This window comes from Aliamphritea hakodatensis, assembly GCF_024347195.1.
Classification (GTDB): Bacteria; Pseudomonadota; Gammaproteobacteria; order Pseudomonadales; family Balneatricaceae; genus Amphritea; species Amphritea hakodatensis.
This window is the reverse complement of record NZ_AP025281.1, coordinates 2,403,573-2,429,533: the sequence shown is the minus strand read 5'-3', so window position 1 is coordinate 2,429,533 and position 25,961 is coordinate 2,403,573. Positions and strand designations below refer to the sequence as shown.

Annotated in this window: 23 protein-coding genes; 12 read left to right on the top strand and 11 right to left on the bottom strand. The window is 53.5% G+C overall.

All coding sequences use genetic code 11. The features are described from left to right. Window positions 1–63: 63 nt before the first annotated feature. Window positions 64–825: a dimethylarginine dimethylaminohydrolase family protein gene (locus tag PCI15_RS11140; RefSeq protein ID WP_271274410.1), complete on the top strand. Its 762-nt coding sequence runs from the start codon at window positions 64–66 to the stop codon at window positions 823–825. Window positions 826–934: 109 nt separating this feature from the next. On the opposite strand, the gene PCI15_RS11135 is transcribed toward PCI15_RS11140, so the two are convergent. Next, a complete protein-coding gene (locus tag PCI15_RS11135) occupies window positions 935–2,068 on the bottom strand; it encodes a trimethyllysine dioxygenase (protein WP_271274409.1) in 1,134 nt (377 codons plus the stop codon). A gap of 191 nt (window positions 2,069–2,259) precedes the next feature. Between PCI15_RS11135 and PCI15_RS11130 the strand changes: the two genes are divergently transcribed. After that, window positions 2,260–3,312, top strand: coding sequence for a threonine aldolase family protein (locus PCI15_RS11130; RefSeq protein ID WP_271274408.1), 1,053 nt, complete (start codon window positions 2,260–2,262; stop codon window positions 3,310–3,312). A 39-nt stretch (window positions 3,313–3,351) separates the two neighbouring features. On the opposite strand, the gene PCI15_RS11125 is transcribed toward PCI15_RS11130, so the two are convergent. Then, window positions 3,352–3,747, bottom strand: a complete 396-nt coding sequence (locus PCI15_RS11125) for a DUF1761 domain-containing protein (protein ID WP_271274407.1) — start codon at window positions 3,745–3,747, stop codon at window positions 3,352–3,354. A gap of 287 nt (window positions 3,748–4,034) precedes the next feature. Here PCI15_RS11125 and PCI15_RS11120 point away from each other — a divergent pair, with 287 nt between their 5' ends. Further along, window positions 4,035–5,444, top strand: a complete 1,410-nt coding sequence (locus PCI15_RS11120; protein ID WP_271274406.1) for an aminotransferase — start codon at window positions 4,035–4,037, stop codon at window positions 5,442–5,444. A gap of 181 nt (window positions 5,445–5,625) precedes the next feature. Here PCI15_RS11120 and PCI15_RS11115 read toward each other — a convergent pair whose 3' ends face one another. The 3 genes from PCI15_RS11115 to PCI15_RS11105 form a co-directional block, all read right to left on the bottom strand. Then, the gene (locus PCI15_RS11115) at window positions 5,626–6,714 is read right to left on the bottom strand and encodes a mandelate racemase/muconate lactonizing enzyme family protein (RefSeq protein WP_271274405.1); all 1,089 of its coding nucleotides are present in this window, start codon (window positions 6,712–6,714) and stop codon (window positions 5,626–5,628) included. A 158-nt stretch (window positions 6,715–6,872) separates the two neighbouring features. Further along, a complete protein-coding gene (locus PCI15_RS11110; protein ID WP_271274404.1) occupies window positions 6,873–7,541 on the bottom strand; it encodes a class I SAM-dependent methyltransferase in 669 nt (222 codons plus the stop codon). A gap of 101 nt (window positions 7,542–7,642) precedes the next feature. Next, window positions 7,643–8,248, bottom strand: a complete 606-nt coding sequence (locus tag PCI15_RS11105; protein WP_271274403.1) for a TetR/AcrR family transcriptional regulator — start codon at window positions 8,246–8,248, stop codon at window positions 7,643–7,645. 157 nt (window positions 8,249–8,405) lie between these two features. On the opposite strand from PCI15_RS11105, the gene PCI15_RS11100 reads away from it, so the two are divergent. Continuing rightward, window positions 8,406–9,461, top strand: a complete 1,056-nt coding sequence (locus tag PCI15_RS11100; protein WP_271274402.1) for an MBL fold metallo-hydrolase — start codon at window positions 8,406–8,408, stop codon at window positions 9,459–9,461. A 46-nt stretch (window positions 9,462–9,507) separates the two neighbouring features. Here PCI15_RS11100 and PCI15_RS11095 read toward each other — a convergent pair whose 3' ends face one another. Beyond that, entirely contained in the window at window positions 9,508–10,056 is a 549-nt protein-coding gene (locus tag PCI15_RS11095; RefSeq protein WP_271274401.1) for an NADPH-dependent FMN reductase, read from the bottom strand. Window positions 10,057–10,193: 137 nt separating this feature from the next. Between PCI15_RS11095 and PCI15_RS11090 the strand changes: the two genes are divergently transcribed. Continuing rightward, window positions 10,194–11,087, top strand: a complete 894-nt coding sequence (locus tag PCI15_RS11090; protein WP_271274400.1) for a LysR family transcriptional regulator — start codon at window positions 10,194–10,196, stop codon at window positions 11,085–11,087. A gap of 1 nt (window position 11,088) precedes the next feature. Here PCI15_RS11090 and hisD read toward each other — a convergent pair whose 3' ends face one another. Then, on the bottom strand, window positions 11,089–12,432 hold the full coding sequence (hisD, locus tag PCI15_RS11085) for a histidinol dehydrogenase (RefSeq protein WP_271274399.1): 1,344 nt from the start codon (window positions 12,430–12,432) through the stop codon (window positions 11,089–11,091). After that, complete coding sequence (locus PCI15_RS11080; RefSeq protein WP_271274398.1) at window positions 12,429–13,376, bottom strand: LysR substrate-binding domain-containing protein; 948 nt, start codon at window positions 13,374–13,376, stop codon at window positions 12,429–12,431. The genes hisD and PCI15_RS11080 overlap by 4 nt, the downstream gene beginning before the upstream one ends. Before the next feature lie 202 nt (window positions 13,377–13,578). Between PCI15_RS11080 and PCI15_RS11075 the strand changes: the two genes are divergently transcribed. Next, complete coding sequence (locus PCI15_RS11075) at window positions 13,579–14,544, top strand: DMT family transporter (protein WP_271274397.1); 966 nt, start codon at window positions 13,579–13,581, stop codon at window positions 14,542–14,544. A 98-nt stretch (window positions 14,545–14,642) separates the two neighbouring features. Here PCI15_RS11075 and PCI15_RS11070 read toward each other — a convergent pair whose 3' ends face one another. Together PCI15_RS11070 and aspA are read right to left on the bottom strand one after the other, a co-directional pair. Continuing rightward, on the bottom strand, window positions 14,643–16,127 hold the full coding sequence (locus PCI15_RS11070; protein ID WP_271274396.1) for an aldehyde dehydrogenase: 1,485 nt from the start codon (window positions 16,125–16,127) through the stop codon (window positions 14,643–14,645). A gap of 14 nt (window positions 16,128–16,141) precedes the next feature. After that, window positions 16,142–17,986 carry an aspartate ammonia-lyase gene (gene aspA / locus PCI15_RS11065; RefSeq protein WP_336296739.1) on the bottom strand — a complete coding sequence of 615 codons (1,845 nt, stop codon included), beginning with the start codon at window positions 17,984–17,986 and terminating at the stop codon, window positions 16,142–16,144. Window positions 17,987–18,170: 184 nt separating this feature from the next. On the opposite strand from aspA, the gene PCI15_RS11060 reads away from it, so the two are divergent. From PCI15_RS11060 to PCI15_RS11040, 5 genes are all read left to right on the top strand, one after another. Then, a complete protein-coding gene (locus PCI15_RS11060; RefSeq protein WP_271274395.1) occupies window positions 18,171–19,085 on the top strand; it encodes a LysR family transcriptional regulator in 915 nt (304 codons plus the stop codon). A gap of 178 nt (window positions 19,086–19,263) precedes the next feature. Beyond that, window positions 19,264–20,727: a sulfatase family protein gene (locus PCI15_RS11055; RefSeq protein ID WP_271274394.1), complete on the top strand. Its 1,464-nt coding sequence runs from the start codon at window positions 19,264–19,266 to the stop codon at window positions 20,725–20,727. A gap of 57 nt (window positions 20,728–20,784) precedes the next feature. Continuing rightward, entirely contained in the window at window positions 20,785–21,729 is a 945-nt protein-coding gene (locus PCI15_RS11050; protein WP_271274393.1) for a Bug family tripartite tricarboxylate transporter substrate binding protein, read from the top strand. 14 nt (window positions 21,730–21,743) lie between these two features. After that, complete coding sequence (locus PCI15_RS11045) at window positions 21,744–22,265, top strand: tripartite tricarboxylate transporter TctB family protein (protein ID WP_271274392.1); 522 nt, start codon at window positions 21,744–21,746, stop codon at window positions 22,263–22,265. A 65-nt stretch (window positions 22,266–22,330) separates the two neighbouring features. Continuing rightward, entirely contained in the window at window positions 22,331–23,866 is a 1,536-nt protein-coding gene (locus PCI15_RS11040; RefSeq protein WP_271274391.1) for a tripartite tricarboxylate transporter permease, read from the top strand. On the opposite strand, the gene PCI15_RS11035 is transcribed toward PCI15_RS11040, so the two are convergent. Beyond that, window positions 23,848–24,792 carry a LysR family transcriptional regulator gene (locus PCI15_RS11035; RefSeq protein ID WP_271274390.1) on the bottom strand — a complete coding sequence of 315 codons (945 nt, stop codon included), beginning with the start codon at window positions 24,790–24,792 and terminating at the stop codon, window positions 23,848–23,850. The two genes, PCI15_RS11040 and PCI15_RS11035, sit on opposite strands and share 19 nt — an antisense overlap. Window positions 24,793–25,030: 238 nt before the next feature. On the opposite strand from PCI15_RS11035, the gene PCI15_RS11030 reads away from it, so the two are divergent. Next, the gene (locus tag PCI15_RS11030; RefSeq protein ID WP_271274389.1) at window positions 25,031–25,936 is read left to right on the top strand and encodes a DNA-3-methyladenine glycosylase family protein; all 906 of its coding nucleotides are present in this window, start codon (window positions 25,031–25,033) and stop codon (window positions 25,934–25,936) included. Window positions 25,937–25,961 lie beyond the last annotated feature (25 nt).

The following is a 25,961-nucleotide window of genomic DNA, read 5'->3' as shown; positions in this document are numbered from 1 at the left end:
ACGCTAACCAGGTAAATCAACAACTTCATCGGTGCTTGCAACAATTACAAGGATAGATTTCCTATGTTTACCCGAGCAATTGTAAAATCCCCCTGTGCTGCAATGATCAATGGCCTGACCGGGGCTGACCTTGGCGCACCGAATTATGACAACGCCCTCAGACAGCATTCTGAATACGTAGCCGCATTGCAGTCCTGCGGACTCGATATTATTTCACTGCCTGCGGAAGAAGACTTCCCGGACTCAACCTTCGTCGAAGATGTTGCCCTGATGACACCAGCCTGCGCGATCCTGACCCGCCCGGGCGCAGCAAGCCGTACTGACGAAGTCACCAGCATGGCCCCCGTCATTGAAAAGCTGTATGACGCCGTCGAGTGCATCACGGCACCGGGTGAAGTTGAAGCCGGTGATATTATGATGGTCGGGAAACACTTCTATATAGGACTTTCGGCACGGACCAATCAGGACGGTGCTGACCAGATGATTGCTATCCTCGAAAAGTACGGTATGAGCGGATCAGTCGTCAGTTTTGAAGAAGTACTTCATCTCAAGACAGGCCTGGGCTATCTGGAAGACAATAACCTGTTGGCCAGCGGTGAGTTTCTCCACAAATCTGAGTTTCAGCAATACAACATTATCGAAGTACCAGCAGAAGAAGCCTATGCGGCGAACAGCATCTGGGTTAACGGTACCGTGATCACACCGGCAGGCTATCCAAAAACCAAAGCCCTGATTGAAGCAGCTGGCTATCCGGTTATCTGCGTAGATGTCAGCGAATTCCGTAAGATAGATGGCGGCCTGAGCTGCCTTTCCCTGCGCTTCTGAAGCAAAGCCTCCGGCGGCTCAAATGCAGCCAGATACACTCCATAAAAAAGGCACCACCAAGGTGCCTTTTTACTGACATCATTTATCTAAAGATTCTGCACTGCGCCTTTTAACGACGCCCCAACTGTTGTTGCAGCGTTCTGAGACGGCTCTCATAATCAGCCTTATCATGGTAACAGCCAAAGAAATAACGCCGCCCTGAATAGCCCATACGTCCGTGCATACACCGCCAGTTATCAAAGATCAGCGCCATACCGGGCCGTAAGGGTATTTTCAGCCAGTTGGCCTGATCCATACTGTGCCGGCTATATTCTGCATAGGCTTCATAAAAGGCCGCCATCTGCTTTTCAGGCAGAATGAATGGCGAACGGTCATAGTTATTGAAAGTTACCTGCGCCAGTTCACCATGACGGTTTTTACGGATAACCGGCCGTTCGGCCGCCAGGTGAACCCCCTCTTCCTTATAATGGCCGGGCACAATAACCTTGCAGAGAATATCGTACAGATCAGGCCGTTCTGCTTCGATTTTCCGCGCAATGGCAAAACCGTCAACCACGACGCTTTCTCCACCTTTGCCGTCAAACTCAATGCAGTTAAACATCTGTAAGCCCGCAGCATTATGGTAATAAGAAGCATCGGTATGCGGCGACAGAAAGTCAGTGGTATAAGCCGTATCATCATGATGTTTCACATCGGTAGACAGCGGCCAGTAAGTACCGAAAATCGTCCGCTGTGCCGGCGCAATACGTTTCGCTAAACGCTCGGTTCCCGCTTCGGTTGGCTCTGTTCCTGTGACCACACAAAAACCAAAAGTGTCGATCCGGGTTAACCATTTCAGCACACCTTCGTCTGTTGTCATGATCTCATCAAAGGAAACAGACGGCAGTTCTTCAGGCATTGAATCTTTCAGCCAGTAAATTTTACTGTCCGCCGAGGATAGCTGTTCATCATCGATACACTTACCTGTGGCTTGTGCTAACCGCCGCACAGAAATCGATGTTTCATGATCAGCTTCCCAGCGGATCGCTATCGTCTGCCCGCTGTCATCAACCGCGGCATGTGCCGCACTGATATTGCCCGCCAGCGAAAAAGTATCCACCTGACGCTGCTGTGTTTTTAAATTCTGACTCTGACCATCAGTACAGTGATCACGTACCCAGAACCAGGGAATAAGCTGCTCTGAGCCGTCGCTCCAGTTCAGCTTTAAGCCTGACGTTTCTGCCGTTGCATGCTTTACCATCATACCGGCTGTCTGCACCCCATCTGTTTTCACAGCGGCTGTTTGCATAGTTTGATACATTGCACCAAGCTCCTTGTTATACGAGTGTATAACAAATATAGTATGGCTTAATTAAGCAATGATCAAGCGGCTGATACGTCAGCGTTTCAAATTCGTCCGTGACAATTATTTCAGCCCCGGCTGAGGAGACTCCGATGTTCCTATCAGACAATACCGCCCCTGCCTGTCCGGAAATATTCGCTTTCCTGCAACAGCACATTCAGGGCACCACAGATTTACCCTACGGCGACGACTTTTATACGCAGCAGCTGAATGAATTCCTGTCAGTGATATTCGACACCGACGTCTGGGTGATGCCGGTCCTGACAGGCACCGCTGCTAACTGCCTCGCGCTGGGACAGTTGTGTAACAACTATCAAAGCATTATTTGCCATGAATCCAGTCATCTGGCTATTTCAGAAAGTACCGCTCCGGTATTTTTCACCGGCGGCGCACGGCTGCAATACTGCGGCGGAGAGATAGACAAAATCACTCCCCAACAACTGGCACAACAGCTTGAGGCAACGCACTGGAATGATATTCATGGCAGCCCACCCGCGACACTGGCGATCACCCAGGCAACAGAGCTGGGCAGGACTTACAGCCCTGAAGACATGCAGATATTTGGCGATCTCTGCAAACAATATGGTTTGAATTACTTTGTCGACGGTGCCCGGTTCGCCAATGCAGTGGCTGCCCGTCAATGCCATCCAGCAGAACTGAGCTGGCGCGCAGGGGTAACCGCCATGACGCTGGGTGCCAGTAAAAACGGCGCTTTCAATGTTGAAGCACTGGTAATATTCGACCCGCAGTATGCCAAAGGCATCATGGCCAGAGCAAAACGCAGCGGCCATCTGGCATCAAAAATGCGCTTCCTCTCGGCTCAGCTACACACATATTTCAGCAACGACCTGTGGCTGAACAATGCCCGTCACGCCAACCAGATGGCGGCACTGTGTGACCGGTTACTTAAACAGCACAGCATTGAAACCCGATTCAGCGCGCACACCAACCAGCTGTTTATCCGGTTAACAGAATCCCAGTACCACAGTAGCCGTGATGCCGGGTACGAAATGTATCACTGGCCCCTGGAAGATCAGGGAATCCTGAAGGACTACTACCGCCTGGTCACCCACTGGTCTACCAGCGCTGAACAGATCGCCGGCTTTGCAGACGCCATCGGCATTAAGGTAACTAAACCCATCTGATATGACAGTTTGGATCACCACGGTGATTTCCGATAATGCTTAAGGCCAGAGCGCCAGCGTCAGTGCGATAATGACAAACCGGCAGACATGAAACCCTGCATCTATAAACCAGTAAACCTGGCTTCTGCCAGCAAACTGATAGTTAATGCCCATAGACGCGGCTGTGAGCCCGACGCCGATCAGCACCGCCACCATCAGTGCATTACCCACCCCCGGGTGCGGCCCGAGCAGAAAGGCCAGCGTAAATGCAGACATCAGGGTTAACAGAAATGTCGTCACATAGACCTTCACAGGGCTGGTCATATCTTTAGCAGGATCAACCCCGGATTCACGGCACCAGCGCTGCATAAACAGCAAAGGTGAATACCAGAGTGCGCCGAATGCAAAACTCAGCAGTGTAGCTACTAACACCCCCAGCCAGTTAAATTCCATCATCTGTCACTCCTTCAGATCACCTGATAACACCGTCATTTCAGTGTAGCCAGCAGCCTGTTAATCATCAAAACGGATACAAACACTGCCTGAATTAATTTTTCTGATGCAGGCCTACAATTTTTAGTATTTTACCTATGCTTTGATAGCGCATACCTTGTAATCAGCTAATCAGTGATTCCGACACTTCAGCCATGTACGGTTCAGCGGTTTTCAAAGGGTGAAATTTGTATACCGCCAGCGATCTGTGGCTGCACAAATACAATTAAAATTGAGGAGCGTTCCTGAAAATGTCCGATAAAAACATCGATATGACCACAGTGTGGCAGCAGGACAAAGACCACTACATTCATCCCTGGACAGATTTTTCTACCTTCAAAGAAAGCGGTTCTATGGTGCTGGCTGACAGTGATAACGTGCACGTCAAAGACGGCGACGGCAATGAATACCTGGACGGTATCGGCGGCCTGTGGTGTGTAAACATCGGCTATGCCCGTGAAGAAATGGCGCAGGCCATTGCCGATCAGGTTCGTCAGATTCCTTATTACTCCTGCTTTGGTCACCACACGACAGTACCGGCAGCGCAGCTGGCAGCAAAACTGGCCGAACTGGCACCGGGCAATCTGAACCACGTTTTCTACGGCTGTGGCGGTTCTGTCGCCAACGACACCGCTGTACGGATGATCCACTTCTACTTCAACCAGTTGGGTAAGAAGACCAAGAAGAAGATCATTTCCCGGATCGACGGCTACCACGGCAGCACCTATATGGCGATGTCCATTACCGGTGTTAAGTTCGACCACATCGGTTTCGACATTGAAGAGCAGCTGGTACATCACATCTCCTGCCCTAACCCTTACCGCCGTCCGGATGAACAGAGCCTGGAAGCGTTCTGTGATGAGAAAGTACAGGAACTGGAAGACAAGATTCTTGAACTGGGCCCGGACAACGTTGCAGCATTCTTTGCTGAACCTATTCTGGGTGCCGGTGGCGTTATCGTTCCCCCTGAAGGCTACCATCAGAAAACCCTGGCAGTATGCCGTAAGTACGGCGTCCTGTACGTATCCGATGAAGTGGTCACTGCATTTGGCCGTCTGGGCCACATGTTTGCCTCTGAAGATGAATTCGGCATCGTGCCGGACATCATTACCTGTGCAAAAGGCCTGACCTCAGGCTACCTGCCACTGGGTGCGACTATCATTTCTGAAGAAATGTATGAAGTCATCAGCAAGCCACAGGCAGACGGAGCCCTCTTTACCCACGGTTTCACTTACTCAGGCCACCCGGTCAGCTGTGCCGCCGGTGTTAAAAACATCGAAATCATGGAGCGGGAAAACCTGTGTGACCATGTGAAAGATATGGGTGCGTACTTCGAAGCACAGGTTAAAACCCTGATCGACCTGCCAATCGTGGGTGATGTGCGCGGCCGTAAGTTCATGATGTGTATCGAAAACGTTGCGAACAAAGAGACGAAGGAACTGATCAACCCGGATGCCAAAGTCGGTAACCGGATTGCAGATCACTGTCAGAAACGTGGTTTGATTGTACGTCCGCTGGCGCACATGAACGTTCTGTCACCGCCACTGACCCTGAGCAAAGAAAACGTCGACTTCCTGGTGGCCACTTTGCGTGAATCCATTGAAGCGACCATGGCTGACCTGCAGAGCGAAGGCTTTCTGACTGCAGAAGCCGCAGCTTAACAGCCACATCTTCTGCCCGCGGCCTTTCCCTGAAAGGCCGCTTATCTCACCTTTTCTCACGTATGGGTCGTTTGGCAATGAGAGCTTGCCAGACTTAGTCCGTCCGTCTGCACAGTAACAAGGCTTTCTCCCAGATCCTTTAATGCTACTGTGGTTTTCGGAGAGCTGCGGCTCTCCTTTTTTACGGTGTCAGCTGTAACTGCGCAACAGTATCCCAGTCAAAGCTGAATCCAAGACCCGGTGTCTGCGGCATAGCAATACAGCCCTCTGCTACGGTCATCTTTTCCTTAAACAGCGGCGCAAACCAGTCCACGTGCTCAACAGAAATACAGTTAGCGGCAGAACCCGCAATGCTCAGGCTCTGCTCGGTAAAGATATGTGTGGATATCGGTGTGTGATAGCTGGCGGCGATGGCGGCGGATTTACGCATTTCACTCAGGCCGCCAATCCGCTGCAGGTCCGGCATCAGCACATCCACCGTGCGTTGCTCCAGCATATCCTTCATGCCAAAGCTGGTGTACTCGGTTTCACCGCTGGCCAGCGGGATATCGATGGCTTCCAGCACCCGTCGGTGGCCGGCAAAGTCATTAGCCGCTACCGGTTCTTCCAGCCAGGTAATGTCATAGTCGGCAATCTGCCGGGCCAGGCTGATCGCCTTGCGGGGCGTTAGCGACTGATTGGCATCGGTAAGTATCTCCGTCGAATCCCCCAGAGACTCACGCAGTGCTTTGACTCTGGCAACATCTTCCCTGATATCCTCTTTGCCCAGCCTTAACTTAACGGCCCTGAATCCCTGATCAACAAACCCCTGCGCCTCGGCAATCAACTCATCAATAGACTGACTCAGCCAGAGGCCGCTGCTGGCATAGGTTTTAACTTCATCCCGGCATGCCCCAAATAACTGATACAGCGGCAGCCCTGCGCGCTTGCCGACAATGTCCCAGAGAGCCGTATCGATGGCAGACATTGCCGATACTGTGACGCCTTTTAAGCCCGCCGGGTTTACATCCCGCCACATGGCCTGCCAGTGTTTTTCAATATACAGAGGATTCTGGCCGACAATCAGGGGCATCAGGCTGTCGATCATGGCGGTAAATGCTGGCAGACGCTGCTGATTCAGCGCGAAGACATAGCCCTCACCGCACAAGCCTGCGTCGGTTTCGATGGACAGCAACACACATCCCACAGCATCAGTACGGTGAATCGCCGTGATCAGTGGTTGACTGAGGGGAACTGAAACCTGAGTGGTGTGATAACCGGTAACCTTCATGCTGCAACCTGTTCATAGTTAACAAAGGGTTACAGCAATAACAGCAGATAGCCGGCGAATCTGCAAAGCAGATTTTCGATAACCGTCACAGGGTTTCTGAATGGCTGCAGCCGAAACCCAGCCGGTCAGGGCTTGCCCCAGCAGCCAATCAGGCAGGATTACGGCTTGCGCCAGCAACCGATCAGAAATGCACCGCTGTCTTCACCCTTTGCCAGTGCCTGTGCCTCAACCTGCAAAGCGCCATCAGGATCAGCATCTTTCTCAAAATGAATGGCGGTGTGAATTTCACCGGCGACAGACATCAGGCTGGCCAGCTCATCGGGCGTGCGGAACCATGCGTGATTGAACAGGGAATCTTTATCCGCCGCCGCCTTTGCCCTGCGCCGTGCTGCCCAGGGGCTTTTGCCGTTCAGAGTCGCCACCACCATCAGCCCACCGGGTTTAGTTACCCGCCACATTTCATCCATGGCCCGTTGCGCATCTTCAATAAATTCCAGCGCCGTAACAGACACGGTCTTATCAAAGTGGCCATCGGCAAATGGCAGATCGCACATATCCGCCGTAAGAAACTGCTGTTCAGGCAAACGCTTTTCAGCCCACTCCAGCATTGGCCGGGAGACATCAATGCCGGTAATACCGGCCCCGGCAGTGACCAGAGGCTCTGTAAAAATACCGCTGCCGCAACCGGCATCCAGAATATGCTCACCGGGCTGCGGCTGCACCAGTTGCATGATCAGATCAAGTTCAAGCTGTTTAATCACCGCTCCCAGCGGGGTAAGAAACCACTGTTCATAAGGGTCTGGCATGGCATCAAACAACTGAGACATAGGTAAGCTCCGGCATCACTGAAATTGTAAGAGAGGGTTAATTGAAACGCATCGGCTGTGTGTATGACAGAGCCAGTCAGACAAATGACACCATGCCTGTCTTACACTCCGTAACGGCCGGTAAACATCGCAACTGCGTCACCAATAATTAATTCGCAAGTTTCATCATCAGGAAACGGCTGACCCATTAACAGCTGTGGCCAGAATGCCTGCGCCTTAATCAACCCATGGAACTGGTTCGCCGCATAATTGGCATCAACAGGCTGCAGTTTACCATCCGCAATGGCTGCGCTGATCCATTGCTCCAGGGTCTGTTCCTGTTCGGCAAATTTAACCATGGCCTCTGCAGCCAGCGCCGGTGAATGAATACACTCGGCAATCATCACCCGGCACAGATCCCTGAAACGCCGGGATTTAAGCAGTTCAGTTTCATTACGGCCATACGCCGTCAGCTGTTCAGTGACACTCTTGTCAGGACTGTAAGAAATCGCCGTCACTTCACTGCTTTGCTCAAAAATAAGCATGGCGATTTCCTGAAACAGCAACTCTTTGCTGGCGAAATGGTTATACACCGTCCGTTTAGAAACTTCGGCCCGTGCTGCCAACGCATCCATACTCATTGCCTGAAAACCTTTATCACTCAGTTCCAGCACTGCTGCTTCAACAATTGCCGCCCGCTTTCGCTGGCTGAGCGTCTGCCGTGTCATACCCGTTGCTCCGCTGTTAAATCCGGTTTCGAAGCAAATATACACCAACGAGTTTACTTTTACATATAAACAAGTAAACTGCACCGTACAGTTTACTTATTGAAACCTTACTATGCGTCTTAAAACATTCGGCAAAGTCCTTCTGGGAGGCACTCTGATGGCATCGTTATTCAGCTGCAGCATTTTCAGCAATACACCTGAAATCGCAGATTACTCAGACTCAACACAGTTTGCAGACGGCAAATTCCGCAATCAGAAAGAATTTGTCATGAATGACTCAGCCACTCTGGCGCGTATAGCCTGGCGCTACATGACCGAGAAACGGACAGATGCCCAGCCCGCCGCCGATATCCCCCTGACAACCCTGAACAAAGCTCAGCTGCAGGCCGACAATCATACCGGCACGGCCCTTTATCGGCTGGGGCATTCCAGTATGTTACTGGCTGTAGAGGGAGAATTCTGGCTGATCGATCCGGTGTTTTCAGAGCGCGCCTCCCCGGTGCAGTGGATGGGCCCGAAGCGCTTCCACCCCGTACCGGTGGAATATGACCAGTTGCCGGACATTAAAGGCGTGATCATTTCCCATGACCACTACGACCACCTCGATCAGGCTACCATTGAAACACTCAGCAACATGGCTGAACACTTCGTAACGCCGCTGGGTGTCGGTCAGTTAATGCTGGACTGGGGTGTCGATCCGCAACAGATTCACGAACTGGACTGGTGGCAGCACGTTGATATCGGCAAACTGCAACTGACTGCGGCTCCCGGACAGCACTTTTCTGGCCGGGGCATTACCGGCGGTAATCAGACCCTGTGGGCGTCGTGGGGAATTAAAACTCCGGATCAGAACATCTTTTACAGTGGTGATACCGGCTACTTTGAAGGCTTTAAAGAGATCGGCGAACGCCTCGGCCCGTTTGATCTGACACTGATTGAAAACGGCGCCTACGATAAAGACTGGTCAGAGGTACACATGAGCCCGGAAGAAACCCTGCAGGCCCATCTTGATGTAAAAGGAACAGCCCTGCTACCGGTGCATAACGGCACCTTCGACCTTGCCCTGCATCCGTGGTACGAACCTTTCGAACGGATCAGTGAACTGGCAGACGCTGCCGGTGTAAAACTGGTGACACCTGAAATAGGCCAGCGGCTGGATTTAGCCAAGATGGAAGAGAATGCTTACTGGTGGCGCGAAATTGCGCGGAAATGAGAAAGCAACCTCTTACCAGCCCTGCACGGTAAGAGGTTTTTATTTTCTATGCCGTAACAGCAACCCGATGTTCAGCCAGCGCTGCAACTGCACTTTCAATTTCAGCGGCGGCGTCTTCTGAAGTCACCTTCCCGGTTTGCATATCAAAAACATCGTAGAAACTTGCCACGGAAACATCCGCTACCACCTCACCGGCGAAATACGGGGCAGAGGTTTTCGCCTGGGTCAGCACATTACGCGCACCGCCGGGGCCCGGGGATGTTGCCAGCAACAGCATTGGCTTGTTCTGGAAGACTTTCTGGTCAATCCGGGATGTCCAGTCAAACAGGTTTTTCCAGGCGGCGGTGTACGAGCCGTTATGTTCCGCATACGCAATCACCAGTGCATCTGCTTCGCCGATTTTGCGGAAAAACGCTTGTGCCTGTTCCGGCTGACCCAGTTCTGCTTCACGGTCCACACTGAACAGTGGCATTTCGTAATCATTCAGATCCAGAATTTCAATCTCGGCACCGCTGATTAAACCTGTGGTGTAGCCTACCAGTTGTTTGTTAATGGATTGCTTACTGTTGGATGCTGCAAATGCTAATACTTTCATGCCTTACTCCTGCCTGTCCGGTGATCAGTATGTCGTTACTGAAGCGATATAACCATCTTAAACGTTCTGATTTATTTGACTAGTAAGCACAACTGCAAAATACTGTTCTGAAAATAGAACGACAATAGTGATTAGCCATGCCTGATATTAACGACATGCTGATATTCGCCAAGGTAGCAGAGCTGCAGGGAATTTCACCCGCGGCCCGGGCGCTGAATCTGCCGAAATCCAAAGTCAGCCGCCGGATGGCCATGCTGGAAACTGCCCTCAGTGCCCGCCTGCTGGAGCGTACCACCCGTGCTGTTCATCTTACCGAGGCCGGACGCATTTACTATCAGCACTGCAAGCAGATTAACGAAGCGGTAGAAAACGCCGAGCATGCGGTACAGCAACTGAGCGAGACTCCCAGGGGTCAACTGCGGATCAGCGCCTCGGTCACCACCGGGCAAACACTGATCGCCCCCCACCTGAGTGAGTTCGCAGAACTGTATCCACTGGTGAATATCGATCTTGACCTGAATAACCGGCGGGTAGATGTGGTCAGCGAAGGCTTCGACCTGGTGGTCCGGGTCGGCAAACTGGAAGACTCAAACCTGATCAGCCGAAAGTTAGGCGGCGGCAGCGCCGGCTTATTTGCAGCCCCGGGCTACCTGAAGAAACATGGTACGCCTTCCGATCCGGATGCCCTGCACCAGCACCGGATACTGGTCATGTCTGATGCCAGTAACGTGCTTAACTGGCGGCTGCAGAACAGCCGGGGCGACATTCACTCGCTGAATGTCACCCCAAGCATGCAAATCAATGATATGACCACCCTGACAACCGTGATTGCCGGCGGTGCCGGCATCGCCTGCCTGCCCGCGTATCTGGTTCATGAACAGGTTGAGTCCGGCAAGTTATGCCGGGTGCTGCCAGACTGGCACACCCCGGAAATCAACCTGTATATCCTCTACCCCAGCCAGCGGGGCCTGACGCACAAAGCCCGTTTATGGATGGACTTTTACATCAGTAAGCTGGCGGATAACTGGTAACTCAGCGCAGATAAGGTTTACGCACGGCGGATACCGCCCGGGCATGGCCGTCAAAGCCTTCGTAGGTCGCCAGCCGTTCAGCCTGCTTCGCCATTTCCGGGTAACCGGACTCAGTCACATAAGCCACGGACATGAACTTCATAAAGTCCATCACAGATAACGGTGACACCGTAGCAGCCTTACCGGAGGTCGGTAACACCGCATTGCAGCCAAGTACAAAATTCCCCAGCGTACTCGGTGAGTGCTGGCCCAGAAGTACTTCACCGGCATTTTCGATGTCTCCCAGATACTGCCAGGCATCGGTGCTGAGGATCTGTAAATGCTCCGGCGCATAATCATTGATGAAATCAAACGCCTGCTGACGGTCTTCGGCAATGACAATACCGCCCATCGGCCCACAGATAACGGTGGCAGAATACTCTACCCGCAGTTCCGACATCGCAGCCCAGTGGTCCGGCATGGCGGCAATGGCCTGTTCCGCGACCTGCCTTGACGTGGTAACCAGAAACGCAGAAGAATCCGGCCCGTGCTCCGCTTCAATCAGCAGATCCAGCGCCGCCAGGCCACCGTCCACCGTTTCATCTGCAAACACAATGGATTCTGAAGGTCCGGCGGGAATACCCGGATCAATCCGGCTGCTTAGCAGTTGCTTGGCGGCCACCATCCAGGGTGAGCCCGGGCCGACAATCTTGCTGCACCGGGGTACGGTGGCCGTACCATAGGCAACCGCTGCAACCGCCTGTGCACCGCCGCATTTAAACACCTGAATCTGGCAGCCCTGGGTATCAGCGATCAGCTGTATAGCTACCAGCGTGGCGGCGTCCACACTGCCGTCTGCTCCCGGCGGTGTGATGACAACCACCTGTTTAACACCGGCAACCACTGCCGGAATGGCATTCATCAGCAACACCGAAGGGAATGACCCCTTACCCCGGGGCACATAACAGGCCACCGAAGGAATCGGCAGAAAACGTTCGCCAACAAAACTGCCCCGGCGCACTTCCTGCATGGTCATTTCACCGGGTTTCTGTGCTTCGTGATAACGGCGGATATTGTCTGCGGCGTATTCAATGGCTTCGCGGGTTTCAGCATCAACCTTTGCCGCTGCCGCCTGAAACTCTTCCGGCGTTACCCGCAGATCCGCTTCACTGATGTCAGCGCCATCAAAACGGCGGCCGTATTCAGCCAGGGCCACATCTCCCCGCTGACGGACATCTTCAATGATCGGGCTGACCTGCAGCAGGTAGTCCGACATATCTGATTCGGTGCGCTGTAACAGCTGTTCTCTTTCCTGTCCGCTGAGCCCGTTCAGCTCCCAGACACTGATTGTTCGCTTGTCAGTCATCTTTCCTCACCCTCTTCCTGACGATTAGTTAAAATCGGTTTTAAAAAACGTGCCCGCATTTCCCTTGCCTGCAGCCGTTCCCGGAACCAGTTAAGTGCCTGCCCGCGGGATGACTTGCGCCATGCCACAAACAGCTCACTGCTGCAGTCGTAATTCACTATCTCACGGCTTAACAGTGCCCCGCTGGCCAGTAAGTCACTGATGAGATGTGCCGGCATAAAACCCACGCCAATGCCGCTTAAAATGGCTTCACGCTGGGCAAACAGATCCGGTACGATCAGTACGTCTTCACACAATTGCTGCTGCCCTTTACCCGGCCGGATCAGACGGCTGCTGTCACCCGCATCCACCAGCCGGTAACGGCTCAGTTCACCCATGCTCAGCGGCCGGTTATCCGTTGCCAACTGATGATCCGGTGCCATTACCAGCATCAGTGACTGGCGGCCGGCCGGTAAATATTCAATATCCACTTCATGGGGCGGCTGGCCGACGGCGCCGATCACCAGATCGACCCGCTGGTCATACAGGGCATCCCAGGTCCCCTGATACACCTCCCGGACTACTCTGATGCGGGTGCGGCTGTTCAGCTGATAAAACTCGCTGAGCCACTGGTAAAGCACCTCGCCGCACATCATGTTGGTAAAGGCAATTCGCAGCTCCGGCTCCCAGCCTTCGCCCACCTGTCGTACATGGGCTTCAAGACTCTGGTGCAGGTTGAGTATCTGTTCGGCGTAATCTCGGGCGGTAACCCCGGCCGGGGTCAGGCAGACCCGGTAACTGTCACGATTTAACAGTGCCTGCCCCAACTGCTCTTCAAGCTGACGGACTGCATAACTGACGCTGGAAACCGTGATACCCAGCTCCGCCGCCGCAGCAGACAGACTGCCGTTACTCTCCACCGCAATCAGCACCCGGAGGTACTCAGGTTTTACCGAAACCACCATGTGTATTACTCCCGTGTCGCTGGCCTTTTTGCACCGGATAACAGAGACAAACTGTTCAGAAATGTCTGCTCTGGGTGTGCCTTAACGACATCTTCAAATTTTTCGTTGATCTTGTTTCAGACCCTGTGCTTATCTGCCCCGCAAGCAGGCCCTACAATCCCGTTATTCCTTTTCCTGCCAGTCCTATTAAGGTTGTTTCACTATGACTTCACAGGCACATACTTCCCCCGCAGATGCCTCCGGTTCACTGCTGGGCAGCACCAACCTGCTCATCGCCGCTGTCGCCTGGGGCGGTATGTACGGGGTTTCACAAACCGCGCTTCAGTACCTGGATGCCTACACGCTCACAACGGTCCGCTATGGCTTCGGGGCACTGTTCTTTTGCCTGCTGCTGTGGCTGAAACAGGGCCGCAGCGGTTTTGGTTTTGACGGTCAGTTCGTCAAAGTCTGGCTGTATGGCTCATGCGGCTTCTGCGGCTTTTCCGTCCTGTTATTTCATGGCCTTGAATACGCGCCGGCAGAACATGGCGCAGTTATCGCCTCATTAATGCCCCTGATCAGTGCCCTGATTACCTGGGTTATCCATGGCAAACGGCCGGACCCGGCTACCCTTGCCTGCGCACTGGTTGCCATTGCCGGGGTCATGCTGGTCATTTCCCGGGGCGACATCGACAACCTGTTGCAGCTCAGCGCCATCAAGGGTGATCTGATGATCATTCTCGGCGTCACCTGCTGGGTCATTTTTTCCATGGGCATCACCCAGGTCCCCGGCTGGAATGCCAGCCGTTATACAGCGATGTCCTGCTGTGCCGGCCTGATTACCATAGTGGCGGTAAATCTGATCGCCGGCTGGCGCGGGGCCGCCTATTTACCGGCACTCAGCGATATCCGTATGGTCAGCTTTGAGATCAGTTACCTGATTTTGGCAGCCGGTGTACTGGCGGTTTCATGCTGGGCCAGCGGGGTCGCCCGGGTCGGGGCGATTAATGCCCTGCTGTTCATGAATATGATTCCGGTATCCGCCTTCATCATTGCCTTCCTGCAGGGCAAGGTCATCGACCCGATGGAGCTCTACGGCATGCTGCTGGTCGTCAGCGCACTGTTAGCCAATAACCTGTTACCACGGATTCGCCCGGTCCGTCAGCAACAGCCAGCCTGTTCTGAATAGCCGGTTGATGCCGGTCACAAAACCGCCTGATAAAACCCGTTTCAGAGCATATAAAAACGCCGGAGAAAACCCCGGCGTTGTGTCCCCCTTTACAGCTATCAGCCCAGCTTGATCCAGGTAGTCTTCAGCTGCGTGAACTTGTCCAGCGCATGCAGAGACAGATCACGGCCGAAACCGGACTGCTTGTAACCGCCAAATGGCGTACTGAAATCCAGCGCATCCATGGTATTCACTGAAACCGTACCGGCCCGCAGTTTCTTAGCAACACGGTGTGCACGGTTCAGGTTAGTGGTCCATAGGGATGCCGCCAGTCCGTACAGGGAATCATTGGCAATACGCACCGCCTCTTCTTCACTGTCGAAGGTCATCAGTGCGGCAACCGGGCCGAACACTTCATCACGGGCGATCTGCATATCCTGATTTACCCCGTCAAAAATGGTCGGTGCAACCACAGCAGTAGCCTCATCACCCACACCGCCGGTCAGCATTTGCGCGCCTTCAGCTTGTGCCTGTTTAATAAACTCGCGAACGTTGCAGGCGTGTTGCTGGTCGATCAGTGCACCCACCTGAGTATCAGCATCCAGCGGGTCACCTACCTTCATCGAAACAGCTTTCGCCACAAATTTTTCAACGAATGCGTCTTTAACGCTGGCTTCAATCAGAATACGGGAGTTAGCCGAGCAGACTTCGCCCTGATTGAAGAAAATGCCCATTGCAGCGTGCTCAACAGCCGCGTCCAGATCACAGTCAGCAAAGATCAGGTTCGGACTCTTACCGCCGGTTTCCGGCCAGACCGCTTTCAGATTTGATTCCGCGGAATACCCCATGAACAGCTTGCCAACCGCCGTTGAACCGGTGAATGCCAGGCAGTCCACATCCATATGCAGACCCAGTGCTTTACCCACTACATGGCCATGGCCGGTCACCACGTTCAGCACACCGTCCGGAATGCCCGCTTCTTTCGCCAGCTCAGCCAGACGCAGTGCGGTCAGGGTCGACTGCTCCGCAGGCTTAAGAACTACCGAGTTACCAGCAATCAGCGCCGGGGCCAGTTTCCAGGCAGCAATGTCCAGCGGGAAGTTCCACGGTACCACCGCTGCAACCACACCGATTGGCTCACGGGTAATGGTGGCAACATTGTTACCGTCGGTCGGCGCGACTTCGCCGTACAGTTTATCGATTGCTTCGGCGTACCATTCAAAACAGCCGGCAGAACCCGGAATGTCGATGTTCATAGCATCCTGTACCGGTTTGCCGACGTTCAGGCTTTCCAGCAGCGCCATTTCTTCATGGTTTTCCATGATCAGGGCCGCCAGACGTTTAAGTACCGCCTTACGGGCAGCCGGTGCCTGATCCGCCCAGATACCGCTGTCGAAAGTACGGCGGGCAGCAGCCACAGCCGCATCCACGTCCTGACCGGTACAGGCCGCCGCATTGACCAGCACTTCGCCGGTCGCCGGGTTGATGGCTTCGTAGGTGCCGCCATCGCTGGCTGCCACAAACTGGCCGTCGATAAACGCTTTGTCCTGTAACGTGATGGAAGCCTTCAGGCTCAGCCAGTAATCTTTATTCTGTACGCTCATTATTTTTATACTCCTTAAATTGCACTCGCTGCAGCTTTGCGCATTCGGCGCGGTGCAGTCATGTTTTCTACGCTGAGCACGTCGTCAAGTTCTTCAATGGAAAGCAGCCCTTCCTGCAGAACCAGTTCACGTACACTGCTGTTATTCTCAATCGCTGTTTTGGCGATCCGGGTGGCATTTTCATAGCCGATAAAAGGGTTCAGCGCGGTGATGATGCCAATGCTGTTATTCACCACATCCAGACAATGCTGCTCGTTAGCCGTAATACCCTGAATACATTTTTCTGCCAGGGTGTTAATCGCCCGCACCTGCAACCGCAGCGACTGCAAGACATTAAAAGCAATCACCGGCTCCATAACATTCAGCTGTAACTGCCCGGCTTCTGCGGCCATGGTGACCGTGATGTCGTTACCGATAACCTGAAACGCCACCTGATTTACCATCTCCGGAATTACCGGATTTACCTTGCCCGGCATAATGGAGCTGCCCGGCTGCATCGGCGGTAAATTAATTTCCTGCAAACCGGCCCGCGGCCCGCTGGATAATAAACGCAGGTCATTACACATTTTAGATAGCTTCACAGCATTACGTTTCAACACACTGGAGAAGGTTACAAATGCGCCCATATCCGAGGTAGCTTCGATCAGGTTTCGGGCCCGTACCAGCTCCTTACCGGAAATCTGTGAAAGCTCTTCAATTACCAGGCTGGAATATTCAGGATCAGAATTAATGCCGGTACCGATTGCCGTGGCACCCATATTAATTTCACGGAAGAATTCCACCACATCCTTGGCTTCTTCTATGTCTTCTTTCACGGTTGAGAACCAGGCATCAAATTCCTGACCCAGGGTAATCGGCACCGCATCCTGTAACTGGGTACGGCCCATCTTAACCACATCGGAAAACTCAACGGCTTTCTGCTTCAGCTGGTAGGACAGATTGCCCAGCGCCGACACATATTCCTGATGGCTTAACAAGATGCCCAGACGGATAGCGGTGGGGTAAGCATCATTGGTGGACTGGGAAAGATTGACGTGATTGTTCGGGTGCAGATACTGATACTCGCCCCGATTATGCCCCATGATCTCCAGACCACGGTTAGCAATCACCTCGTTGGCATTCATATTGGTAGAGGTACCGGCCCCGCCCTGGATCACATCAACAACAAAGTGTTCATGCCACTGGCCGGCAATGATTTCATCACAGGCGCTGCTGATCGCTGCGGCTACATCATTATCCAGTAGCCCCAGCTTGTTATTGGCCCGGGCAGCGGCTTTCTTAACCATCGCCAGCGCGGTAACCAGCTTGGGAAAGTGCATCAGTTTAATGCCGGTAATGGCAAAGTTTTCAGCGGCGCGCAGGGTCTGCACCCCGTACAGAGCATCCGCAGGCACCTGCCGCTCACCCAGCAGGTCTTTTTCCAGCCGGGTTTGCGTAGCCTGCTCAGCCTGAGCATCACGGGCCACCGCCTGAACCGCACTGCGCTGGCGGTCCAGCCGCAGCAACCGCACGGCCACCGCAGCAGTTTGCGGCGAGTGATCCAGCCAGGTGCTTAGAGCCTCCCGCTGCAAACGCAGCACCACCGCCGCAGATGTCGCACAGCCCTGAACTGAATCATCGGTCGGGTTCAGGCTGTTAATATTCACCTGGGCAGACAACTGAACAGTAAGCCCCTGCTGGGTAATCTCGGCGTCACCGCTGAGAAGAATCCCCAGTTCATCGCTGTCGGCAAGGGTAAACGCTTCCCCTGCGGCGAATGACTGAAGGGTTGAAAATTTAGTTAACTCAGAGAATTCGGACGCTTCAAGAGCATCACCACACAGAACAGATTTGATCAGCTTCTTATTATTGGCATTCATTTTTCAGGTACGATTAGTTTGATTAAACGGACAACCCCGTCGATTCAGACTAAAAATACCCACTGGATTTGTAAAATATTATATAGCTTGTCGCTGCATCAGAAATTATGATCCAGTAATTGCCATATTCCCCCGGGCAGGTTACTTTGCCCCGCATATCCCGCGAGAAAGGCCCGAAACCGCTATGACCAATATTACAATCCAGGAAATCCGTGCCTATATCGCGCTGGCCAATACCCTGAGTTTTACCCGGGCTGCTGAACAGCTGAACCTCTCCCAGCCGGCACTTTCTTATAAGTTACAGCAACTGGAAGAAAAGCTCGGTGCGGTATTATTCGAACGCAGCTCCCGCCGGGTGAATATGACCGAAGCCGGCCTGAAAATTCTCAGCAATGCCGAACGTCTGCTACAGGATCTGGATCACACCCTGGCACATATGCAGCAACTGTGTCAGGAAGATAACTACCGGATCGTTATCACCTGTTCGGAAGGGGTTGCTGCTGCCATGCTGGCACCGGTCATGGCCGGCTTTCAGGAACGCTTTCCCCACACCAGTATTTCCATTCTCGACGATACCGACAGCCGGGTCATTGAGCACCTCACCTCCGGCGCAGCACATCTGGGCATAACCTCTTACTGGCAGGACCATCCTGATTTCCTTTACGTACCTGTGCAAACCGACCAGCTGTATGTACTGTTTCCCGCCGGACATCCACTGGAAACACTGACAGAAATCAACCTGCAGGCGTTAGCACAATACGACTTTATCGGCCTGACCCGGGAAAGCGATCCGGGACAGCTGGTCAGTAAGCTCTGCACCCGCGATGGCATCGACCTGCAAATAAAATTTACCGCCAGCCATATCAGCACCCTGATGAACATGGTGCAGAGCAATCTGGGCATCAGCGTGGTGCCCCGGATGCGGTTGCCGTTGCAGTTACATGAATCACTGCGGATCGAACCTCTGCAGGCAGCCGGTGCGGAGGTCAGCATCGGCATTGTGTCGCAGGTAAAACGGCCGATGGCGGTCCAGATCCAGCTGTTACGGCAAGTTCTGATCGCCCAGGCGGAAAATTTCAGCCTGCCTGGCTCACCTTAAATCTCCTTAAAATCAAGTTGTTAAGAACTAATCCTTAAACGCTTCCTATCATCAATAGAAAGATATTCTTTATCTATAACATTTTTCGATTGGTTTATTTATCAATCCCCCGTTAGCGTATTTGTACCTGATAAACACCCCGTATTACCGGGGAAAAATAACAATAAACCGGTACGCTATGACACACACCACACCTGCAATAAAACCCACCAATGTGCTGTTCATTATCTGCGATGAAATGAGCCGCCAGTCACTCAGCTGTTACGGCAACCCACTGGTTAAAACCCCCAATATTGATCGCCTGGTCCGTGAGGGTAGCTGCTTCACCCAGGCGTATACGCCCTCACCTATCTGTGTACCTACCCGTGCCAGTCTGGCGACCGGGCAATATGTACACCAGATAGGTACCTGGAGCAGCGCTGAACCTTACGACGGCTCAGTGCCCGGCTGGGGCCACCAGTTAATGGATAAAGGCCACACCGTCACATCGATAGGCAAGCTGCATTACCGCAGCGCAGAAGATAACAACGGTTTCAGCGAAGAAATCATGCCAATGCATGTGTTCCGCAATATCGGCTGGCCGATTGGCCTGTTAAGAGATCAGATCTACAGCTACGACGGTGCCCCGGAAATGGCGCAGAATGTCGGCGCCGGTGAGTCTGACTACACCCGGTATGATGCGAAAATTGCCGCCGAAAGCTGTCGCTGGATCGCCGAAGCCGGTCAGCAGCAGACATCATCTGAACTGGCAAAACCCTGGGTATTGTTCAGTTCTTTTGTGGCCCCGCACTATCCGCTGATCGCGCCGCAGAAATTCTATGACATGTATCCGCCGGAAAGCGTGGACATGCCCCTGAACTACGCGCAGGAAGAACGCCCTCAGCATCCGGAAGTGGCTGCCATGGCCCGCTTCTGGAGTTATGACGATCACTTCAGTGAAGAATCCCTGCGTAAAGGCCGGGCCGCCTATTATGGCCTGTGCTCCTATCTGGACCACCACGTGGGCATGCTGATTAAGGCACTCGAAGATGCCGGCCTGTATGACTCCACCCGCATCATCTTCACCTCCGACCACGGTGAAATGCTGGGTAACCGCGGGCTCTGGGGCAAGAGCGTCATGTACGAAGAATCCGTGGGCATTCCAATGATCATCAGTGGCCCGGGCATTCCTGCCGGCCAGCGGATCGATACACCGGTTTCACTGATTGACTGCCACCGGACGGTACTGCACAGCGTGCTGGGTGAAACACAACAGGATGCAGCCACTCACAGCCATTCACTGATCGACATGGCCAACGGCTTTGTGCCGGACCGTACCCTGCTCAGTGAATACCACGACGGCGGCTGTACTACCGGCTTCTTTATGATCCGTATGGGCGACTGGAAATTCACCCACTATGTAGGCCGCCCACCGCAACTGTTCAACCTGAAAGATGACCCCCAGGAACAGAACGATCTGGGAGATTCCGACGCCCATCAGGATATTCGTGCTCAGTGCATGGCAAAACTCCGTGAAGTCTGTGACCCGGAAGCGGTCAACGAACAGGCCTTCCATGACCAGCAACTGAAAATCGATGAACTGGGCGGCAAACAGGCCTGTCTGGAATGGCGCGCCTTCAACTATACCCCGTTACCGGAGTAATAAACTGCTGCGTTAACACATCTCAACTAAAATTAAGCAACGTCAGAGGACAAAATAATGAAAACAATCGGCAAACGTTTGCTCACAACCCTCGGGATTTCTATGGCCCTGGTAACCGGCAGTGTGACTGCGGTAGCGGCTGAATTCCCGACCAAACCGGTTAACATCATCGTGCCTTACAAAGCCGGTGGCGCAACCGACGTCATGGCCCGCATCATCGCCAAAGCGATGCAGAAACAGCTCGGCAAACCGGTGGTGGTTCAGAACCGCAAAGGGGGCGGTGGTGCCGTTGCAGCATCTTACGTTAAGAACCGTCCGGCAGACGGCTACAGTGTGTTAGTCGGTGCCAGTGAAATATCGACCTGGATTCCCCTCACCAAAGAAGTGGATTACAAGTTTGAAGACTTCCGTCACATCGCGGCGGTCACTGAATTCCAGAACGCCCTGATCGCCAATGCGGACGCACCTTTTAAAAATCTGGAAGAGATGGTGGAGTACGCCCGTCAGAATCCTGGCCTGAAAATCGCCCATCAGGGTGCGATCAGCGAACTGATGCTGAAACAGCTGGCTGAAAAAGAAAACCTCGAGCTGCGGATGATCACCGCCTCTGGCGGGGCTGAGATTGTTCAGTTACTGCTCGCCGGCCAGATCGACGTAGGCTACAGCGGCGGTATTCACAGCTCTTACCCGGGTAAGTTTGAAGTCATCAGCTCCCTGAACAAAGAGCGCCTCAACGATTCCCCGACCAAGAAGAGCTTCGCGGAATCCGGCTACAACCTGGCCATTCCGGCCCACGTTGTGTTTATGGTGAAAGCCGGGGTTGATGACACAATCGTGAAGGTTCTTGAAGAGGCTATCCTTGAGGCGGCTACCGAAGAAGACTTCCGCAAGATCGTCGAAGACCGTATGAAAGCCCCGCTGCAGCTGATCAACGCGGCAGATATTACAACCATTATCGATGAATCCCAGGCCAGCCTGAAACTGGTTGCCAGCAAGAAATAACCGGAGGCCTGCTTATGCACCATCATACTGACGGGGATCTGACCAGTTTTAACATCATTGCCGCCTCAGCCCTGCTGCTGACCGGACTGACCAGCTGGTTCTATCTGATCCCCCGGTATGTGGCAACCGATCCGGAACAGGCCTTTGGCCTGTCTCCGGCCTTTATGCCACAGGTAGCCGCCGGCTGTGTATGTTTACTTGCCTCGCTGCTGCTCATTAAGTCCCTGCGTATCCGCTTTACTCAGATGCCCGCCATGGATGAAGAAAGTGAAGACGGCGATGATCTGCAGTTTGCCGCACAGGAATGCCTCTATCTGGGCGTGTTCGCGGTTTACGCCACCAGCTTCATGCTGATGTTTCAGTCGCTGGGATTCGCAATCACATCCACCTGCGCCCTCGCCGGCATCATGTGGGTATTCCGCATCCGGCCACACTGGCTGATCATCCTGCTGGGAGTATCTGTACCACTGCTGCTGCAAACCGCCCTCTGGTACGGGCTGACAATTGATATGCCGGGCATCAGCCTGGGCGAATGACAACTGCCTGGCGGACAGACTTCCGCCCGCCAAAACCACCACCATAATAATAATCAGGTGAGTTCATGCTAGATGCGTTAATACTTGGCTTCAGTAATGCTTTTACTCTGGTCAATCTGTGCTTTATTTTCCTCGGTGTCGCCACCGGCCTGCTGTTCGGCGTGTTGCCCGGTGTTGGCAGCATCACCGCCCTGTCACTGCTGATTCCGGTGACCTTCTATATGTCGCCGGTAACTGCGCTGGCATTCCTGATCGGCATTACCAAAGGCGGCACCTCCGGCGGCGCGATCCCGGCGATTCTGATCAACGCGCCCGGCAGTGCTGAAAACGTCGCCACCGCCCGGGATGGCTACCCCCTGACAAAACAGGGCAAGCCCATGAAAGCCATGAAAATGGCCCTCTACTCCTCCGTATTCGGTGATACCTGCTCCGATGTGGTGCTGATCCTGCTGGCTGCGCCGTTTGCTGCACTGGCACTGTTATTCGGCCCGCCGGAAATCACCGCCATCATCCTGCTGGCCTTTACCCTGATCGCCGGTCTGGCAGGCAAGTCACTGCTGAAAGGTTTAATGGCCGCAGCTCTGGGGGTGTTTCTCGCCACTGTTGGCCTGGATGCACAGGACGGCACCCAGCGAATGACATTCGGCATTGTCGACCTGTACGACGGCATTTCCATGAACGCCATGGCCATTGGTCTGTTTGCTTTCAGTTCAGTGATCAGCCAGCTGTTCGATCACTGGCAGGATCTGGATAAAAAACTCAACATTGAACGCCATTTTGATAAAGCCCTGCAAACCCTGCACTTTCATGAATTCAGGGCCTGTATTAAAACCCTGTTCCGCTCGGCTTACATAGGTACATTTGTCGGCATGTTGCCCGGGCTGGGCGTAACACTGGCGGCTTTTCTCGGTTACGGTGCAGCCAAACGGGCGTCCAAAACACCGGAAAAATTCGGCACTGGCCATCTGGAAGGCATCGCCGCCACTGAAGCCGCAAACAGCGCCGTGGCCGGGGCGAACCTGATTCCCACCATTGCGCTGGGCATTCCGGGGAACGTTGCCGCTGCACTGCTAATTGGCGCATTCATCATCCACGGCATCACCCCCGGGCCGTTCATGATGCAGCAAAACGGTGATCTGGTGTACGCCATTTTCGCCTCCATGCTGATGGCAAACTTTGCGCACCTGATTGTTGGCCGGCTGGGCATTCCCCTCTGGGTAAAAGTTACCCAGATTCCCAAAGCCATTGTCCTGCCTATCGTCACCATACTCTGCGTAGTGGGTGTTTATATCCCGGCGTACTCATTCTTCGAGGTGGGTATAATGTTTGCCTTCGCCGGGCTGGGTTACATCATGCGTAAAACCGGGTTTTCCATTGTCGCCCTGTTCATTGGGTTTCTGCTGGGCCCGATGCTCGAACAGGTCTTACGGCAAAGCATGGTACTGCATGATAATAACGTGCTGATCTTCTTCACCCGGCCAATGGCCCTGCCCTTCATGTTGCTGACCATTTTCTTTATCTGGCGGTTCGCCGTGCGCAAAGACACGCCACCGGCGTCTGCCACAACTGACAATGAAGAGGATCAGTCCAAAGCTTTGTGAAAACGCTTATCCGTAAACACGGCATCGGTCAGCTCGGTGGTCTGGGTCTTCAGCATTTGCACGAAGGCCTGGGCTGCCGGAGTCAGCCGTAACTGGCCCACTTTTGCGATGCCCATACGTAAAGGCCGCAGCTTATCCTTAAGCGGAATGGCTTTCAGTTCTGTGCCATCCAAGGCCAGATTACTGGCCAGCGGCGAGTTAAATAGGGAGTAACCGAATCCGTTGCCCACCAGCCCCCGCACCATGCCCAGCGACTGTGCCTTGTAGGCAAACTTTGGTTCCAGATCCTGACTTAAGAACAACGAATAGAAATAGTCCCGGCTCATGGGCCAGTCCAGCACCACCATGGGATACTCAGCCAGCTCTTTGAGCGACAACTCTTCCCGGTCTGCCAGTGGATGGGCATTATTGAGTACCGCATACGGGGGAAATTCGATAATCGCTTCGAATTCAATGTCCGCCGGAATCTGCAGATCATAGGTCAGCCCCAGTTCATAGCGGCCCTCGTGCAGACTCTGGATCAGATCTTTCTGGTGATTCTCATCGCACTGAATGGTCACTTCCGGATACGCATCCACAAAAGCCTTCATCAGCGACGGCATCAGAATCGGCGTGAACGTCGGGAAGCCCACGATACGTAATGAACCGGCGATATCTTCACCCAGCGTACTGGCGTAATGCCCCAGCCCTTCTGCATCCTGCAGTAACTGCTTGGCTTTAAGCACAAACTTGCGGCCAGCAGGCGTCAGGGAAAGCCCCTGTGCATGGTGCCGAACGAACAGCTGCAACCCGGTAACATCTTCCAGATGCAGGATCGCGGAAGAAATGGAAGGCTGGGATACATGCAGGGTTTCTGCGGCTTTTGTCACACTGTTGAATTCACCCGCGTTCACAAAATAGCGCAACTGTTTAAGAGTAAAATGCATTACACGAACCTCAGCAAGAACGATTATTATTAGAATTAAAAAAATTTAAGCAAAGAAAGCTTTAAATAGCAAAATCTTATTCAAATACCCTGCTGAGGTTTTCCTGATAACTGCGATAGGAAACGCTGATCAAACAATACTTCCTGCCACTGAGAATATAAGCGCAAGAAACTGAGTGTTTAACATCTGGCCTGCTGGTACAGTCAGCAGCGGCTTAACCGTTTCTTTAAGGCTATTCATGACATCCCTGACCATCACCCTGAACCTCCCCCCGAACTTCTGCACAGCCGGAATTCTTGCCTATCACCGCAGGGACAAACAACAACTGGCTGAACGTATTCTGGATCAGGACGCCACCGCAGATTCACAGGAATGCGGGATGGATAAAGGCATCATCTGGCACAGCCACCCGGCCTTACTGCAGGTGAGATTCTCTGATACTCAGGCACGGGTTAGCCTGCACACAGACAGCACAACTGTACCGGCGAAAGAAGCGCTGACAGCCCTCGCCGAACGCATGCTTGGCCTGCATCAGGATGTTGCAGCCTTTGAAGACAAATACACAAACCATCCGCTGCTGGCCAACCTGATCAGACAGAATCCGGGCTTGCGGATCCCGACCGTTGCATCCCCGTTTGAAGCATTCGCCTGGGCCATCACCGGCCAGCAGATCAGTGTCACCGCGGCCATCAGTATCCGCAGCAAGCTGATTCAGGCAGCCGGGGTGCGTCACAGCAGCGGCATGTATTGTTTCCCTGACGCCACACATATCAGTGCACTCAGCTATCAGGCCCTCCGTGAATGTGGCTTTTCCAACAGCAAAGCTAACTGCCTACTGAACCTGAGCAGACATGTGGCTGAAAAAGGTTACTTCAGTGACAACTGGCTGGAATCGCTGGGTACAGAAAAAGTCCGGGAAACCCTGCTCAGTCTGAAAGGCATCGGCCCGTGGACCATTAACTACGGTTTACTCAGAGGCTTCGGCTGGCTGGATGAATCACTGGAAACGGACGCCGCCGTCCGGCGCAATCTGGCACGTCTGCTGAATCAGGACAGGATAACACCGGCCAGAACCGCAGCATGGCTGGCACAGTTCAGCCCTTACCGGTCACTGGTCGCGGCCCATCTGTGGGAGATGGGCTAAGCCGGACACCGGAAGAAATGTCCCT